15 protein-coding genes are annotated in these 13781 nt (G+C 53.5%); 2 read left to right on the top strand and 13 right to left on the bottom strand.

The features are described from left to right. Positions 1-474 precede the first annotated feature (474 nt). From pheT to DPQ22_RS03525, 6 genes are all read right to left on the bottom strand, one after another. Positions 475-2937 (bottom strand): phenylalanine--tRNA ligase subunit beta, encoded by a 2463-nt coding sequence (gene pheT / locus DPQ22_RS03550; RefSeq protein ID WP_150213205.1) that lies wholly within the window; start codon positions 2935-2937, stop codon positions 475-477. A gap of 126 nt (positions 2938-3063) precedes the next feature. Next, positions 3064-4293, bottom strand: coding sequence for a phenylalanine--tRNA ligase subunit alpha (gene pheS, locus DPQ22_RS03545; protein ID WP_150213204.1), 1230 nt, complete (start codon positions 4291-4293; stop codon positions 3064-3066). A gap of 8 nt (positions 4294-4301) precedes the next feature. After that, positions 4302-5129, bottom strand: a complete 828-nt coding sequence (locus tag DPQ22_RS03540; RefSeq protein ID WP_150213203.1) for a hypothetical protein — start codon at positions 5127-5129, stop codon at positions 4302-4304. Positions 5130-5394: 265 nt separating this feature from the next. Continuing rightward, the gene (gene rplT / locus DPQ22_RS03535) at positions 5395-5805 is read right to left on the bottom strand and encodes a 50S ribosomal protein L20 (RefSeq protein WP_150213202.1); all 411 of its coding nucleotides are present in this window, start codon (positions 5803-5805) and stop codon (positions 5395-5397) included. 54 nt (positions 5806-5859) lie between these two features. Continuing rightward, positions 5860-6060 (bottom strand): 50S ribosomal protein L35, encoded by a 201-nt coding sequence (rpmI, locus tag DPQ22_RS03530; protein ID WP_150213201.1) that lies wholly within the window; start codon positions 6058-6060, stop codon positions 5860-5862. A 147-nt stretch (positions 6061-6207) separates the two neighbouring features. Continuing rightward, positions 6208-6717 carry a methylated-DNA--[protein]-cysteine S-methyltransferase gene (locus tag DPQ22_RS03525; RefSeq protein ID WP_150213200.1) on the bottom strand — a complete coding sequence of 170 codons (510 nt, stop codon included), beginning with the start codon at positions 6715-6717 and terminating at the stop codon, positions 6208-6210. Between the two features lie 277 nt (positions 6718-6994). On the opposite strand from DPQ22_RS03525, the gene DPQ22_RS03520 reads away from it, so the two are divergent. Then, on the top strand, positions 6995-8014 hold the full coding sequence (locus DPQ22_RS03520) for a Csu type fimbrial protein (protein ID WP_150213199.1): 1020 nt from the start codon (positions 6995-6997) through the stop codon (positions 8012-8014). 20 nt (positions 8015-8034) lie between these two features. On the opposite strand, the gene nth is transcribed toward DPQ22_RS03520, so the two are convergent. After that, positions 8035-8817 carry an endonuclease III gene (gene nth / locus DPQ22_RS03515; RefSeq protein WP_150213198.1) on the bottom strand — a complete coding sequence of 261 codons (783 nt, stop codon included), beginning with the start codon at positions 8815-8817 and terminating at the stop codon, positions 8035-8037. Beyond that, positions 8814-8936: a hypothetical protein gene (locus DPQ22_RS09265; protein ID WP_256371545.1), complete on the bottom strand. Its 123-nt coding sequence runs from the start codon at positions 8934-8936 to the stop codon at positions 8814-8816. Before DPQ22_RS09265 ends, nth begins: the two co-directional genes overlap by 4 nt. A gap of 317 nt (positions 8937-9253) precedes the next feature. Between DPQ22_RS09265 and DPQ22_RS03510 the strand changes: the two genes are divergently transcribed. Then, positions 9254-9499, top strand: coding sequence for a DUF1150 domain-containing protein (locus tag DPQ22_RS03510; RefSeq protein WP_150213211.1), 246 nt, complete (start codon positions 9254-9256; stop codon positions 9497-9499). Between the two features lie 63 nt (positions 9500-9562). Here the strand turns inward: DPQ22_RS03510 and DPQ22_RS03505 are convergent, their stop codons facing one another. From DPQ22_RS03505 to DPQ22_RS09140, 5 genes are all read right to left on the bottom strand, one after another. Beyond that, positions 9563-9751: a hypothetical protein gene (locus tag DPQ22_RS03505; protein WP_150213197.1), complete on the bottom strand. Its 189-nt coding sequence runs from the start codon at positions 9749-9751 to the stop codon at positions 9563-9565. 444 nt (positions 9752-10195) lie between these two features. Continuing rightward, positions 10196-10372 (bottom strand): hypothetical protein, encoded by a 177-nt coding sequence (locus tag DPQ22_RS08830; RefSeq protein WP_190323129.1) that lies wholly within the window; start codon positions 10370-10372, stop codon positions 10196-10198. Positions 10373-10475: 103 nt separating this feature from the next. Then, positions 10476-11468: a complex I NDUFA9 subunit family protein gene (locus DPQ22_RS03500; RefSeq protein WP_150213196.1), complete on the bottom strand. Its 993-nt coding sequence runs from the start codon at positions 11466-11468 to the stop codon at positions 10476-10478. A 115-nt stretch (positions 11469-11583) separates the two neighbouring features. Continuing rightward, entirely contained in the window at positions 11584-12786 is a 1203-nt protein-coding gene (gene hemW, locus DPQ22_RS03495; protein ID WP_150213195.1) for a radical SAM family heme chaperone HemW, read from the bottom strand. Positions 12787-12958: 172 nt separating this feature from the next. Next, positions 12959-13744: a non-canonical purine NTP pyrophosphatase gene (locus DPQ22_RS09140; protein ID WP_246681458.1), complete on the bottom strand. Its 786-nt coding sequence runs from the start codon at positions 13742-13744 to the stop codon at positions 12959-12961. Between the last annotated feature and the right edge of the window lie 37 nt (positions 13745-13781).

Here is a 13781-nt window from a genome sequence, read left to right as displayed (position 1 = left end):
GCTGGCTGGCTGGCTGGCTGGCTGGCTGGCTGGCTGGCTGGCTGGCTGGCTGGCTGGCTGGCTGGCTGGCTGGCTGGGAAGATAGTGTTTCGCTATCTCCTGTCAACAGCTTATTGTGATAATCCCCATACTGTCTTTTGCTCATAAAACGCCTCTGCATCGGCTCAAAAGCCATTTTCCCAGAATTATGCCTTGTGTGCGGCGGCAAAGGCTCTGCCCCGCGCTTTCCAGCCAGCGACAGGGCGCAAAATCCCCCTTTCGTAAGCCGGCCGACTTTATAAAGGCGTAGTTTTTACCGGCAGCGCGGGCGCTAACCGGGTCAAAGCCGCCCTTATAGCTATGGTCTGCTCTCACAGGCAGAGGCCGGCAACGCGCTCCGGCAGTATCATAGGATCGGATTATCATGTTAAAAGGCTCTCCGTTTCGTCTCTCTGCTTTGCCCGGACGGCATCAGAAAAAACGCCTCTCCCCATTTCACCGCAGGCTGCCGCCGGTAGATTTCAGCACATTGGCAATCAGTTTTGCGCTTAAAGCCTCTAATTCCTCATCTGTCAAGCTGCGCTCGCGCGGTTGAATTGCCACTTCAACCCCCACTGCCTTTTTGCCGGCGCCAAGGCTCTCACCGGCAAAGACATCAAAAATCTGCACATGGCTAATCAATTTTTTATCCGCCCCGGCAGCGGCGCGCATAATAGCCGCAGCTGAGACACTCTCATCAACAATAAAGGAAAAATCACGCCAAACCTGCTGGAAAGGGGAAAGAGCCAAATGCGGCCTGGTTTTACCGGCTTTTTGCCGCGGCTCAGGCACTGCGTCCAGAAACAGTTCAAAACCGCAAAGCGCTTGTTTCCCCGCTTTATCCAAACCAAAAAATTCTGTTATTTCAGGGTGAAATTCGCCAAACCAGCCCAAAATATTTTTCGGCCCCAGTTGAATTGTGCCCGATCGCCCGGGGTGATACCAAGGCGCCGCACCGCGCTCTATCTGTATTTTATCGGCAGTCAGGCCAAACGCCGCCAAAACCGCCAGCGCGTCAGCCTTGGCATCGAAACACTCTACCGGCGAGCTCACGCCATTCCACATGCGGCCGGCGCCCAGCAGCCCCGCCGTGCCCGTGCGCACCGCTGCCGCCATGCGTCTTTGCCCTGCTTCTTCAACGCTGTGATAAATATCCGCCACCTCAAACAAAGCAATATCATTCAGCCCGCGATCGCTGTTGCGTTTGGCCGCTGCCAGCAAATTCGGCAGCAGTGACGGCCGCATATCCGACAAGGTCGCCGCAATCGGATTTGCCAGTTTCAACGCCGCCGCACCGCCGCCGAAAAGTGTCGCCGCCTCTGCCGAAATAAAAGCATAAGTTACCGCCTCGCTCATAGCGCGCGCCGAAAGCGCCCGGCGCGCCAGCCGGCTGCGGCGCTCGACCGGCGTTACAATAGCGCGGCTTTCCTGGTCGCCGGCCAAAGGCGGCAAGGCTTGCGGCACAATTTTATCAACACCGTAAAGGCGCAAAACTTCTTCCACCAAATCGGCCTTGCCCTCTATATCGCCGCGCCATGAAGGCACGGTCACCTGCCAGTCGGCGCAGCTCCCGGCGGAGCACGCACGCAGCTTGAACCCTAATGCCGTTAAAATTTTCTTCACCGCATTTGCGGGCACAGTCAGGCCGGTCAAACGCGTAATTTCAGCTAGCGGAAAGGCAATTTCCCGCGCCGGCAAGGCTTTAACCGCCGCCACGGTTAAAGCGCCGGTTTTGCTCTGTGCCGTGCCGCATAAATCCATAATCTGCGCCGCCGCCAGTTCCAGCCCGGGCAACATAAATTCCGGGTCAACACCGCGCTCAAAACGATAACGGGCATCGCTGACAAGGCTCAATTTGCGCCCGGCGCGCGCAATAAGTAACGAATTCCATAAAGCCGATTCCACAATGACAGCCTGCGTCCTGTCATCGCAGCCGGTTGTGGCGCCGCCCATTATCCCCGCCAGCGCAATCACACCGCTATTATCGGCAATAACGGCACAGCCTGCCGGCAAATCATACGTCCTGCCGTTCAGAGCCGCAAATTTCTCACCCTTTGCCGCGCGGCGCACATGCAGGCTGCCTTCCACCTTGTCAGCATCAAAAACATGCAAAGGCCGCCCATAAGCAAAGGTGAAATAATTGCTTATATCCACCAGAGCATTTTTGGGGGCAATACCAATAGCGCGCAAACGCTTTTGCAGCCAATCCGGCGCCGGGCGATTAACCAGCCCCTCTATCCGAATAGCGGCAAAACCCGAGCAGATTTCCGTATCTTCCACCTGCACCGGCACGCTCAAAGCTTTTTTGGCCGGCTTCAAAGCGGGGATTTTCAGCGCCTGCAATTTGCCCATACCGCTTGCGGCCAAATCGCGGGCAATGCCGTAAACAGAGGCGCAATCCGCCCGATTCGGGGTCAGAGCAATATCAATAACCGGGTCATCAAGCCCGGCATATTCGGCAAAAGACATGCCGATTTTCGCCTTGCCGTCACACAAAGCCTCTTCACCCAAATCAATAATACCATTATGTTCGTCCGAAAGCAGCAATTCGCGCTCGGAACACATCATGCCAAAGCTCTCTACTCCGCGAATTGTGCCGACATTCAGCACTATATCCAGGCCGGGAATATAAGTGCCCGGCTTTGCCAGCACCCCAACCAGCCCGGCGCGCGCATTAGGCGCGCCGCAGACAATTTGCACAAGCGCGCCGCCGCCGGCATCGACCTGCAAAATCTGCAATTTATCAGCATTAGGGTGTTTTGCTGCGCTCACCACTTTGGCCACGATAAAAGCACTATATAATGCGCCTTCGTCCACCCCTTCTACCTCAAGGCCGATAGCGGTCAATTTATCAGTAAGCTCAGTCAGGCTTTTATCTGTCTGCAAATATTCCTTTAACCAGGATAATGGTACTTTCATTTCCAAACCTCATCAGCCGCGCAGTTTACGCCAAGCGCTCATCAGCAGAGCGCAGCAGCACCGGCCTGTGCCGTTTTTTTCACATTAAATACCCACTTGCCCGGCAGCGCGTCTGCCGACAACAGGTCAGGCCATATCCAGCGGACGAAAACCATAATGTTGCAGCCAGCGCCAGTCTGCCTCAAAAAAAGCGCGCAAATCCGGCATGCCATATTTCAGCATAGCCAGCCGATCCAGGCCCATACCCCAGGCAAAACCTTGATATTCCTCCGGATCAAGCAGGCCTGCGCGCAATATATTAGGGTGCACCATGCCGCAGCCTAAAATTTCCAGCCAATCCCGCCCCTGGCCGAATTTTATTTCCGCGCCAGAGCGATCACATTGAATATCCACTTCCATTGACGGCTCAGTAAAAGGGAAAAAAGACGGCCGAAACCGCATTTTGACCGCCGGCACTTCAAAAAACAAGGCGCAAAAACGCTCCAGCACCCACATCATATTGGCAATATTGGCTCCTTTATCGATAACCAGCCCTTCTAACTGGTGAAACATGGGGGAATGCGTGGCATCAGAATCCATGCGGTAAGTCCGGCCCGGAATAATAATACGCAGCGGCGGCTTTACCTTTTCCATTGTGCGGATCTGCACCGGCGAAGTATGGGTGCGCAACAGCCTTGTTACTGTCTCGCCAGTATGCACCGCGCCGCTGCCCGGTTTCTCCTCACTTACACCCTCAACCGGCCGGGCTGCCGCCAAACTGCCGCCGCCCGGCTTTGCACCGCGCGCATCGCGGCCTTTATCAGCCGCCGCGTCACTTATACCGGCCGCTTTATCTGCCTTTTGCCCCGCACCTCCCTCGCCGCTGTTTTGCATAAAAAAACTGTCGTGCATTTCCCGCGCCGGGTGCCCTTCCGGGAAATTCAGCGCCGTAAAATTATAATAATCCGTTTCAATATCCGGCCCTTCGGCAAGGCTGAAACCCATATCGGCAAATATGGCCGCCACTTCGGCCATAATTTGTGAAATCGGGTGAATACGCCCCTGCTCAATCGGGCTTAACCGCACGGGCAGGGTCACATCTACCCGCTCTGTCTCCAGCCTTTTGGCCAATAAAGCCGCCTTTACTTCCGCCCGTTTTGCCTCAATCGCCTCCTGCACCCGCATTTTCAGACCATTAAATACCGGGCCGTTTTGCTGCCGTTCAAGCGCCGACATTGCGCCAAGGCTTTTCAGTAAACCGGCAATGCGGCCTTTTTTGCCCAAAGCATAAACCCGCACTAAATCAATATCTTCTATGGTCGCGGCACGCGCCAGGGCTGCTGCTATATCCTGCTCCAGCTCTTGTATCCTGCTCATTATTTTGCCTATACACCCAGATTTGAAACTAAAAATTGCAGCACCCGCAGCCGGCTCTGCCGCTTTTTGCCCATTATAAGCGGTGAAACAAGCTTATAAGGCTTTAACACCAGGCGGAAAAAACGCGCGCCCGCCTGGAGCGTTTCCAATGTCTCCAGCCCCGCCTGCCGCCGCCAGGCTCTGAAAGCCGCCGCCAGAACAAAATCCTTATCAACTGCTTTGGCAGCTATCACAATCAGCAATAACCAAATATCGCGCACTTGCGCCGCCGCCATGGGCATAAACCGCTCAGGATATTCCCGAAAGCCGGCAAACCCGACACCGCGCTCAGCCAGAAACATATCGCGCAAATCCGGCCGCCCATGGCACAAACCGGCGCTATGCACCTGCCCCAGACACTCAGCACAGCGGATCAGCAGCCTGTCATGCAATATTGTATCACGCTGCCGCAATTCTTTCAAAATTTCGGCAATCGTCTTGCCGGTATCGGCAAAAATACTAAAGCCGTCCTGCACCGCCAAAATTTCAGGCACAGCCAGATCAGCCGCAGCAAAATCGCGCAATTTGGCAATTTCCAGCAAATTTTTCTCCGCCGCGGGGATAAAAGGCAAGGGCTGCAAAAAAGGCTGCATGGTAAGGGCAGACAGTATTTTGCGCAAACGTTGTTTTGCCCCCCGCTTTTTATCAAGCGGATATTTCACACAAACGCGCCGGCCGTTTTTCATACTGGCTTTAATAAAGCGAACAGAGCCGCTCTCACTTATGGCAAAATCTCCCCCGACACCCGGCACGGCACGGTTTTTTATATTTTCGCCCCCTGCCGCAAAACCTGCCATTACGCTTACCGCCCAAAACAGCTTAAGCCGGCAAATGCCGGTTTTCTCTTTGCCGAAATTACAAATTCTAGCGCCGGAGAGCAAGCAGAAAATCTGCCTTTCATGCCCCCTTAGCCGGCCTGACAAGCGGTTGCGCACAAAAAACCGCGGCTAAATTACAGCCGCGGCCTTAAAATATCACTGCACCGGCACAGCCCTGCTTTTAGCTCTGGACAAGTTTTAGCCCTGAGCAATAAGAGCAATCAAAGACAAAAAAGCAAACAGCTTATTTTTCCGGCTTTACCGCAGCTTCAAAAGCATGAGGCATTGTTTCCTGCAAATAGGCAAGCGCTTTTTTGGCCGCGGCAATAAGAGCAGACAAAGCCGCCGGCTCATGCACCGCCATATCGGCCAGCACTTTACGATCCACTTCAATACCGGCTTTGGTCAGACCGTCAATAAAACGGCCGTAAGTCAGCCCTTCCAGCCGGACAGCCGCATTGATGCGCTGTATCCACAAAGCGCGGAAACTGCGTTTGCGGTTTTTACGATCGCGATAAGCATATTGCCTGGAACGATCTACCGCCGCTTTGGCGGCGCGTATGGTATTTTTGCGGCGACCGTAAAAACCCTCCGCCTGTTTTAAAACTTTTTTATGTCTGGCATGGGCGGTAACGCCTCTTTTCACACGTGCCATGTCATGATTCTCCTGAAATTACGCAATTTATACCTTGATCAAACACATAAATACTCAGCCATTGGGCAGATAAAAATCTTTTACCTTTTTGGCGTCCTGATCTGCCAGCACCATTGTGCCGCGTGCATCACGGATAAATTTATTGCTTCTTTTAATCATGCCATGGCGCTTGCCGGCGGCCGCAACCTTGACCTTGCCGTTAGCGGTAATTTTAAACCGCTTTTTGGCCGATGATTTGGTCTTCATCTTGGGCATTTTGCTCTCCTCATATATTCAAGCGCTTAAGCTGCCGGGCATGCCTTGGCCCGAACAACCGCATGGCCGCCTTTATAAGGGCGCTCCCGGTAAAAAGCAAGCGCCGGAACCGCATTTAAGCTACGCTTTCCGGCTGATTTTAGCCCTTTAAGCGGCAAAATAGCGTTTTTCATGCGCCAGCAGCGCCTGTTTGCGCCATATACCGCCATGATAGCCTGAAAGGCTGCCATTGGCGGCAATCACCCTGTGGCAGGGCAAAACAAGCGGAAACGGGTTTCCGGCATTGGCCGCCGCCACGGCGCGCACAAAATTGCCGGGCAAACCCATTAAGGCCGCCTGCTCGCTATAAGAGCGCGTTTCCGCCGGTGGAATAGTGCGTAAGGCCGCCCAGGCCGCCTGCCGGAAAGGTTTGTGCGCCTTTATATGCAGTTTCACGCTGAAAGCAGCGCTGCCGCCGGCAAAATAGGCCTGCAATTCTGCCTCCAGCAGTGAGAGAACAGCATTTTCTCCATTAGCGCCATCGGCATGGCTGGCTGGGCGCAGCACTGTTTCGGCATATTTGTTGACAGTGTCGGCAAAATGCAAAAAATACAAAGCGCTATTATCGGCGCCGGCGCGCATTTCTCCTAATGGAGTTTCCAGAAATTTTACCTGCATGGGCGGTCCTCCTCATTACAGGCAAAGGCCATTGCTTCTCGCACCGGATCCGACCCTGTCTGTCACAGGCTTTTAAACCTGATCCCATAAAAATTCCAGCTTTGCTTTTTACAAAATCCCCATTGCCGTTTTTTTTGGCAAATCCAGTCAAGAAAATATTTGATTTTTATAAAAATTATCATATATGGGAGAACTGTTTTATAATGGCACATTATTTGAGCTATAAGAGGAAAACCTGTTGTTCTTTTTTGTCAGAAACATAAACTATTGCTTTATAATGCTTTTATTCGTTGGAGGAGAAGAGGCGTCTGCCCATCATTGCCGGATTATTCCCAATACCGTCAATTTCGGCAAAATTGACCCTCTGCGCATAGACGGCCTTACACAAGCCTTTACAATGACGCTGGATTGCTATTCCATAACCGACCCTACCCATTACTGTATTTCCCTGCAAAGCGTGCCGCCAATCGGTGCGACAGGGAACCCGGAGCGAACTCTTGATTTCACCGGCGTCAATCCGCAAGATCGTTTTATCTCTTTTCAATTTATCTGCGGCGGCAGCCTTTCCTGCGCCGGTTCTATATTTGGCGGCGCGGTAAATGAACCGGAAGGCTATGGCGAGCCGATAATCGGCACTCTGCCCGGTGACAGCCGCGCCCCCACACGCCAGATAGCCCAGCCTTTCGATGCCGTGCTCGGTCGCCCCGGCGGGCAGGATCTGAGAACAGGCCTCTATAGCAACAGGTTTACTGCTTCAGTCTACTGGAATTATAGCAGCCGCTATAATAATGGCATGGACGATGAAACCAAAAAGCTTATGTGCAAAAAAGGAGGATCAGGCGTGCCGGGAACATTGGTCACACAGAGCACTTTTTTAGTGACCGCCAATGTGGAAAAATCCTGTTCCCTGGTTGTGACCGGCATAAATTTCGGCAAATCGGCAAGCCTGGATAATGTGCCGGAGGCAAAGGGAGCAATTCAGGTTAAATGCTCTGATCCGACAGATTACCAAATCGGCCTGAGCCTTGGCAATAATTCCAAAGGGGAGAATCAGCGTTCCATGAAATGTACGAATACCGACAAATGCGGAACTTCTCTTGTCGATTATAATTTATATCACCGGGAAAACGGTGTAGACACTTTATGGAATAATAAATGGAATACAGACGGCATTGTCACAAGCACTTCCAATAATCAGACTGTGGAAACTCCGGTTTACGCCCGGCTGGTTCCCAATCAAGGCAATGTGCCTGCCGGCTTGTATTCAGATATTGTCATTGTCGAAATCCGCTATTAAAGCGGGCCGTTTGCCGTGCCTTACAGCCCCTGGGCAGCGCGATATTGCGCCAGAGTTGCGGGGATAGAATTTGTCTTTGCCGGCGCCTTGCATAAATCCGCAATAATACATTTTTCGCAAAGCGGTTTGCGTGCCTTGCAAATATAACGGCCGTGTAAAATAAGCCAGTGATGCGCCTGATCAAGATAGGCGGGCGGAATAATTTTCAGCAAATTCTGCTCCACCGCCTCAGGCGTTGCGCCGCAAGCCAGCCCCAGGCGGTTGCCCAGGCGGAATATATGCGTATCCACGGCCATTGTCGGCCGGTCAAATACCACATTCAGCACCACATTGGCTGTTTTGCGCCCAACTCCCGGCAGAGTCATCAGCTCTTCCCGCGTGTCGGGCACAGAACCGGCAAATTTTGCGACCAGGATTTGCGACAAAGCAATAATATTTTTGGCCTTGTTACGCCACAGACCAATAGTCTTGATAAAACGGCCGATTTTTTCTTCTCCCAGCGCCAGCATTTTTTCCGGTGTATCGGCTTGCGCAAACAAAGCAGAACTGGCGCGATTAACTCCCGAATCTGTCGCCTGGGCAGAAAGCACGACCGCCACCAGCAGCGTATAGGCATTGCGATAATGCAGCTCGCTTTTCGGCGCCGGATTAGCCGCCTTAAACCGGCGAAAAATCTCTTCTATCTCTGCCGCATTATAAAGGCAGCCCGGCACTGTTCCGGCCTTCTTTACCGCCGGGCCGGCCGCGGCCGCCCCTGCCTTCGCCGGTTGCAGTTTTGTCTTTGTTTTTAACGCCTCAGTCATAATTTATCACACGCATTCATTACCGGCAGCATTATTGCCCTGGCGGCAGAATCTATATAAATTCTGCCCTTTTGCGGCTCACTCAAGGCGCAATCGCCGCCGGCTTGACAAAACCACATAGTGCACCCCGCCCACAGAGAGGAAAAATGTCGCCTGAGTAATTTTGCCGGCAAGCTTGATTCCTGAACAGTCTATTACCATATGAAACAGACGATTCATATGCAGACTGAGGCCGAAACTGTTTTCTTTACCCTTTTTTGGGGCTTGTGCCTCGAGCTGCGGGCATAATTTTGCCGCATAGAACGGCAAATATGAGGTTTTCCGGCAAAGCGGCGGCGCGGCGAATTGCCCCTGTTCTGGGTAAACTCCGTCAGACGCGCCGGGCGATAAGGTCTAAACGGGGAAAGATTACCGGCGGAGGAGATTCACTATGGCAATGTCTGAATTTATATTGACCGATCTGGAATTTGCTCAATTAGGCGAAGGGCGCGTTGCCTATTTAAAGCGCGTGCGGACAGATGATCTGGCACAAAAATTCCCCGATTTGCCGCCAATGACCCCAGGCATTGAGGTTTGGGGCCTGTTTGGCGCCGCCGGCGATCCGATTGTGCTTTCCGATGTGAGGGCGCATGCTCTGGCCGGCGCGCAGGAGCATGAGCTGGAAACCGTCACTTTACAATAACCGTCGGCAATATTCCAGGCCAAATCGCCCCTGCCGGGAGTATAGGCCTTTGTCTGCTTTATATTAAAGGCCGCCGGCACCCCCTGCCGGGCAAAGCGGCGCGGCAAAACAGGCGAATTTCATCTCCTGCTTGCCGGCCGGCACAAAAGCCTTATATGTATTACGCATTACGCCGATTTTTGCCGGCAGCACTGTCCTGCCGCCAGACAATACGGGGAAAACAATCTTTCTCCTTCCGGTTGATTTCCCCATAGGCCGCGCTCCCTCCTCGGCGCGGCCTTTTTGCTGCCGCAAACGCCTGTAGTCGGAAAAAGGTTCTGGAATTTTCTACCGTCAGAATCAAGCTTTTAAAGCAGAGACAAAACGCCTTCAAAAGCGTTTTGAAAGGGGAGGAATAATCCGCTTCTTTATTATCCGCCTATACACCCGCATATTACCGGGCTATCGAAGCATTTTTAAAAGCAGCAGCGGCGCTTTCAAAGCCTCTTTGAAGATCTGTACCTGACGAGGCCGATTTTCACCGGATTACGCCCGTTTGTCAAAATCGCGTGTCAAAATCTTCCCCGCCGCCACTGGTTTTCGTTCCCCAAATTTTCAATAACTCCCCGATTTATTTGAAAAATTTTAATTCCCCCGCAAAACCCCGCATTCCCCCGCTTATTCCAGCACTATATGTCACATAATAACCCCTGTGGCTCACCGCTCTTCTGCCGCCGCCCCAGTGCCGGCATCAGCTTTTATATGCGGCTGCTTTGCCAGCTCTTCCTCCCGCTCACGCCGCGCCTGCTGTTTATAGGCACGCACGGCAAAAAAGGCGATAATCAACGGCACCAGCAAAAATATGCTTATTACAGCGGCAGCATCAGCTAACATTGATTTGGCAATCCCTCATTTTATCTGCCTGTCACAATATTTCCCGCCGGCCGGGATTTTCATCATATTTATCGCTTGCGCCGGCCGGGCAAAGCATGAAACCCTAGCTCAGTGCCCGCGAAAACTGGCCATGCACGCGGAACCGCCATAAATAAGCAGGCAAAATCACATCAAGGCCGCGCGGGCTGATACCCGCCCCTTCCAATGTGCGCCTTTCCTGCCGGGCAGCGCTTGACACCACACTATCGTAACCCAGCATGCGGATTTGCCCCGCTGTCGCTATTACCGGCACCAAAGGCAGCCTGCCCAAAAGCCCGCACAGACTGCCCCATAACAGGCCAAGCGGCACCGGCACAGTAATAAAAGAACGGCGGCGGCGAATAATGCGCAATATTTCTTCCATTAAAGCGCGGAAAGTCAAAATCTCCCGGCCGCCCAGCTCATAAATCTTCCCCTGCGGCACAAGACCGTCAACACAGCGGGCAATCATTTCCGCCACATCGCCCACATAAACAGGCTGGAACTTTGCTGCCCCGCCGCCAAAAAGCGGCATAAACGGGGTAAAGCGCGCCCAGTTGGCAAAACGGTTAAAAAAACGGTCTTCCGCGCCAAAAACCGGCGCCGGCCGTAAAATAACGGCCTTTTTACAAGCAGCCTGCACCCGCTCTTCCCCCTGCGCCTTGCTGCGCAACCAGGTCGTTTTACTTCCCAAGGCAGCACTGAGGGCCGAAATATGAACAAGCTTTATTTTGGCAGCGGCGGCAGCTTGCGCCACATTTTCCGCCCCTTCCACATGCAATTTGCGCAAATTATTTTTGCCTTGAGCATAAAACGCACCCGGCAAATAAACAGCAGCATCGGCCCCCGCCAGCGCCCGGGCGATTGCGGCTTTATCGCCAATATCGGTTCTCACCATTTGCGTTTGCCCAACATCACCGATTTGCAGCATATAATAGGCTTTTTCCGGGCAGCGCACAGCAATACGCACGCGATAACCGCGTCCGGTCAAATTTTCCACCACATGGCGGCCGATAAAACCCGTGCCGCCAAAAACAGTTACTAATCGCGGTTTCTGGTAGATTTCTGGCTCCAGCATGGGTCTTGCTCCGCTCAATGATTTTCTACCCTCTGTGCTTTTATTCTAGCGCGTGTTGCTGCTTTTGCCAAGCAGTTATGCGCGCGGCAAAACCTGCCGGCACTCCTCGGCCGCATTATTTATCGGCCGCCAGCTCTGTGATAATACGATTCAAGACAAGGCGCCCTTTGGCCGTAGCACACAAAAAATAATTGCCGCGTATTTCCACCAGACCAAGGCTTTGTAAATCGGCCAGCTTTTCCTGCGCCAGAGGCCGGCCGGCCACAGCCTCATAATGCTGCATATCCAGCCCGCCAGAGAGCCGCAACCCCATGAGCAGCATTTCATCAGCCTGTTCTGCCGCGGTTAAATATTCTTCTTCCACTATGCCGGTGCCGCGCTTTTCCACCCGCTCCAGCCAGCGCTCGGGATTTTTTTCTGCCATTGTCGCAATGCGCCGCGGCACAGCGCCGCTATTTCCCGTTTCATTCAGCCGCCCGGTCTCATAAAAACGGCCATGGGCACCGGCACCAAGGCCAATATAATCCTGATAGCGCCAATAAAGCAAATTATGGCGCGCTTCACAACCCGGCACCGCATGATTGGAAATTTCATAAGCCGGCAAGCCGCGCCCGGCCGCAACTTCCTGCGTTGCGGCATAAAGCCGCGCCGCTATCGCATCAGACGGCAATTTCAGCCGCCCGGCCTGATAAAGCTTTTGAAACACAGTGCCGTCTTCAATCGTTAACTGATAGAGAGAAAGATGATCGGCCGCCAAATCAATCGCCCGGTTCAGCTCCTGTTTCCAGGCCTGTTCTGTTTGCCCCGGGCGAGCATAAATCAGGTCAAAGGACAAACGGGGGAAAGCGGCGCGCGCCAGCTCTATCGCCGCCAGCGCCTGGCGCACATTATGCAGCCGCCCCAAACGCTGCAATTCCATATCATCAAGCGCCTGCACCCCAAGCGACAAACGATTGACCCCGGCAGCGCGATAGGCTTTAAACCGCTCTGCTTCCACTGAAGACGGATTAGCCTCCAGCGTAATTTCCACTTCCGCCGCCACCGGCCATAAAGCGGCGATTTTATCCAGCAGGGCAGCCACAGTTTGCGGCTGCATGAGAGACGGCGTGCCGCCGCCAAAAAATATACTGGAAACAGAACGGCGCCCCACCCGCTCCCGCATAATGGCCATTTCACGGGCAAAAGCTGCGACAAAACGCGGCTCATCAACAGCATGACGGCGCACATGGCTGTTAAAATCACAATAAGGGCATTTTGCCGCACAAAAAGGCCAGTGAATATAAATACCGAAAGGCGCCGCCTCCTGCTCAACTGCCATAGCCAACCGTCTCAAATACCTTTTTGTTTCTTAACCGCCGCAATGCACAGGCGGAAAGCTCCCCGGCTTTCCTGTCATTGCCCCCCGGCCAGTGAATATAAATACCGAAAGGTACAGCCTCCGGCTTATCCGTCATCATGGCTGTTTCACCGGCTTTCCGGTGGCTTACACATTATTTCAGCATAGTTTCGGCAAAAGCTTTAAAGGCGCGGGCGCGGTGCGAAAGCGCCTCTTTGTCCCACGGTTTCCAGCCATGTTTTGCCAAAGCCGTCATTTCGCCAAAAGTTTTGCTATAACCCTCCGGCTGGAATATGGGATCAAAGCCGAAACCCTGTTCACCGCGCGGCGGCCAGACCAGCCGGCCCTCCACTGCCCCACGAAAATATTCCGCATGGCCGTCCGGCCAGGCCAGGCACAAAACGGCAACAAACCGGCCGCTGCGCGCCGCCGCTTCATTTTTTATCAGTGCCCGCGGCGCACCGGCCTCTATATCGCCAGTTTCAGTGCCGTTTTCTGCCGGAGCGCGCGGCCTTTCATCTGACATATCATTTTTTATCCCCGCCGGCCGTGCGCCAGGCCGCGCCGGCACCTCGGCTTTATCAGCCAGGGCTTTTTGCAGCCTGTCTTCCACTTTTTGCATGGCTTTGGCAAAATCGCGGCGGCCATCTGCCTGTTCAGCCCAATCAGCAGTATAAACCCCCGGCGCACCGCCAAGGGCATCAACCTCCAGGCCGGAATCATCAGCCAAAGCCGGCAGACCGCTGGCCTGAGCCGCGGCAAAAGCTTTAATATAGGCATTTTCTGCAAACCGGCGGCCGGTTTCTGCCGGTATAGCCAAACCAAGCTGCCCCGCCGACATAGTTTCAAAGCCGAAAGGCGCCATTAAATCATCAAATTCGCGTAATTTCCCCGCATTATGCGTAGCAATTACAAGTTTCTTACCTTCCAGCCTGCGCATTATTTTCCTCTGGCCTGTTCCACTCATGCCGCCTGTC

This window comes from Candidatus Tokpelaia sp., assembly GCF_008636115.1.
In the GTDB taxonomy this organism is placed as follows: Bacteria; Pseudomonadota; Alphaproteobacteria; order Rhizobiales; family Rhizobiaceae; genus QLZD01.
Note: the sequence above shows the minus strand (reverse complement) of the source record. Positions and strands in the feature narration are given on the sequence as shown.

Bases quoted from the DNA above. Each gene is read 5' to 3' on its own strand.
- pheT (WP_150213205.1), bottom strand. From the start codon at position 2,937: ATGAAAGTACCATTATCCTGGTTAAAGGAATATTTGCAGACAGATAAA.
- pheS (WP_150213204.1), bottom strand. From the start codon at position 4,293: ATGAGCAGGATACAAGAGCTGGAGCAGGATATAGCAGCAGCCCTGGCG.
- DPQ22_RS03540 (WP_150213203.1), bottom strand. From the start codon at position 5,129: ATGGCAGGTTTTGCGGCAGGGGGCGAAAATATAAAAAACCGTGCCGTG.
- rplT (WP_150213202.1), bottom strand. From the start codon at position 5,805: ATGGCACGTGTGAAAAGAGGCGTTACCGCCCATGCCAGACATAAAAAA.
- rpmI (WP_150213201.1), bottom strand. From the start codon at position 6,060: ATGCCCAAGATGAAGACCAAATCATCGGCCAAAAAGCGGTTTAAAATT.
- DPQ22_RS03525 (WP_150213200.1), bottom strand. From the start codon at position 6,717: ATGCAGGTAAAATTTCTGGAAACTCCATTAGGAGAAATGCGCGCCGGC.
- DPQ22_RS03520 (WP_150213199.1), top strand. From the start codon at position 6,995: ATGCTTTTATTCGTTGGAGGAGAAGAGGCGTCTGCCCATCATTGCCGG.
- nth (WP_150213198.1), bottom strand. From the start codon at position 8,817: ATGACTGAGGCGTTAAAAACAAAGACAAAACTGCAACCGGCGAAGGCA.
- DPQ22_RS09265 (WP_256371545.1), bottom strand. From the start codon at position 8,936: ATGTGGTTTTGTCAAGCCGGCGGCGATTGCGCCTTGAGTGAGCCGCAA.
- DPQ22_RS03510 (WP_150213211.1), top strand. From the start codon at position 9,254: ATGTCTGAATTTATATTGACCGATCTGGAATTTGCTCAATTAGGCGAA.
- DPQ22_RS03505 (WP_150213197.1), bottom strand. From the start codon at position 9,751: ATGGGGAAATCAACCGGAAGGAGAAAGATTGTTTTCCCCGTATTGTCT.
- DPQ22_RS08830 (WP_190323129.1), bottom strand. From the start codon at position 10,372: ATGTTAGCTGATGCTGCCGCTGTAATAAGCATATTTTTGCTGGTGCCG.
- DPQ22_RS03500 (WP_150213196.1), bottom strand. From the start codon at position 11,468: ATGCTGGAGCCAGAAATCTACCAGAAACCGCGATTAGTAACTGTTTTT.
- hemW (WP_150213195.1), bottom strand. From the start codon at position 12,786: ATGGCAGTTGAGCAGGAGGCGGCGCCTTTCGGTATTTATATTCACTGG.
- DPQ22_RS09140 (WP_246681458.1), bottom strand. From the start codon at position 13,744: ATGCGCAGGCTGGAAGGTAAGAAACTTGTAATTGCTACGCATAATGCG.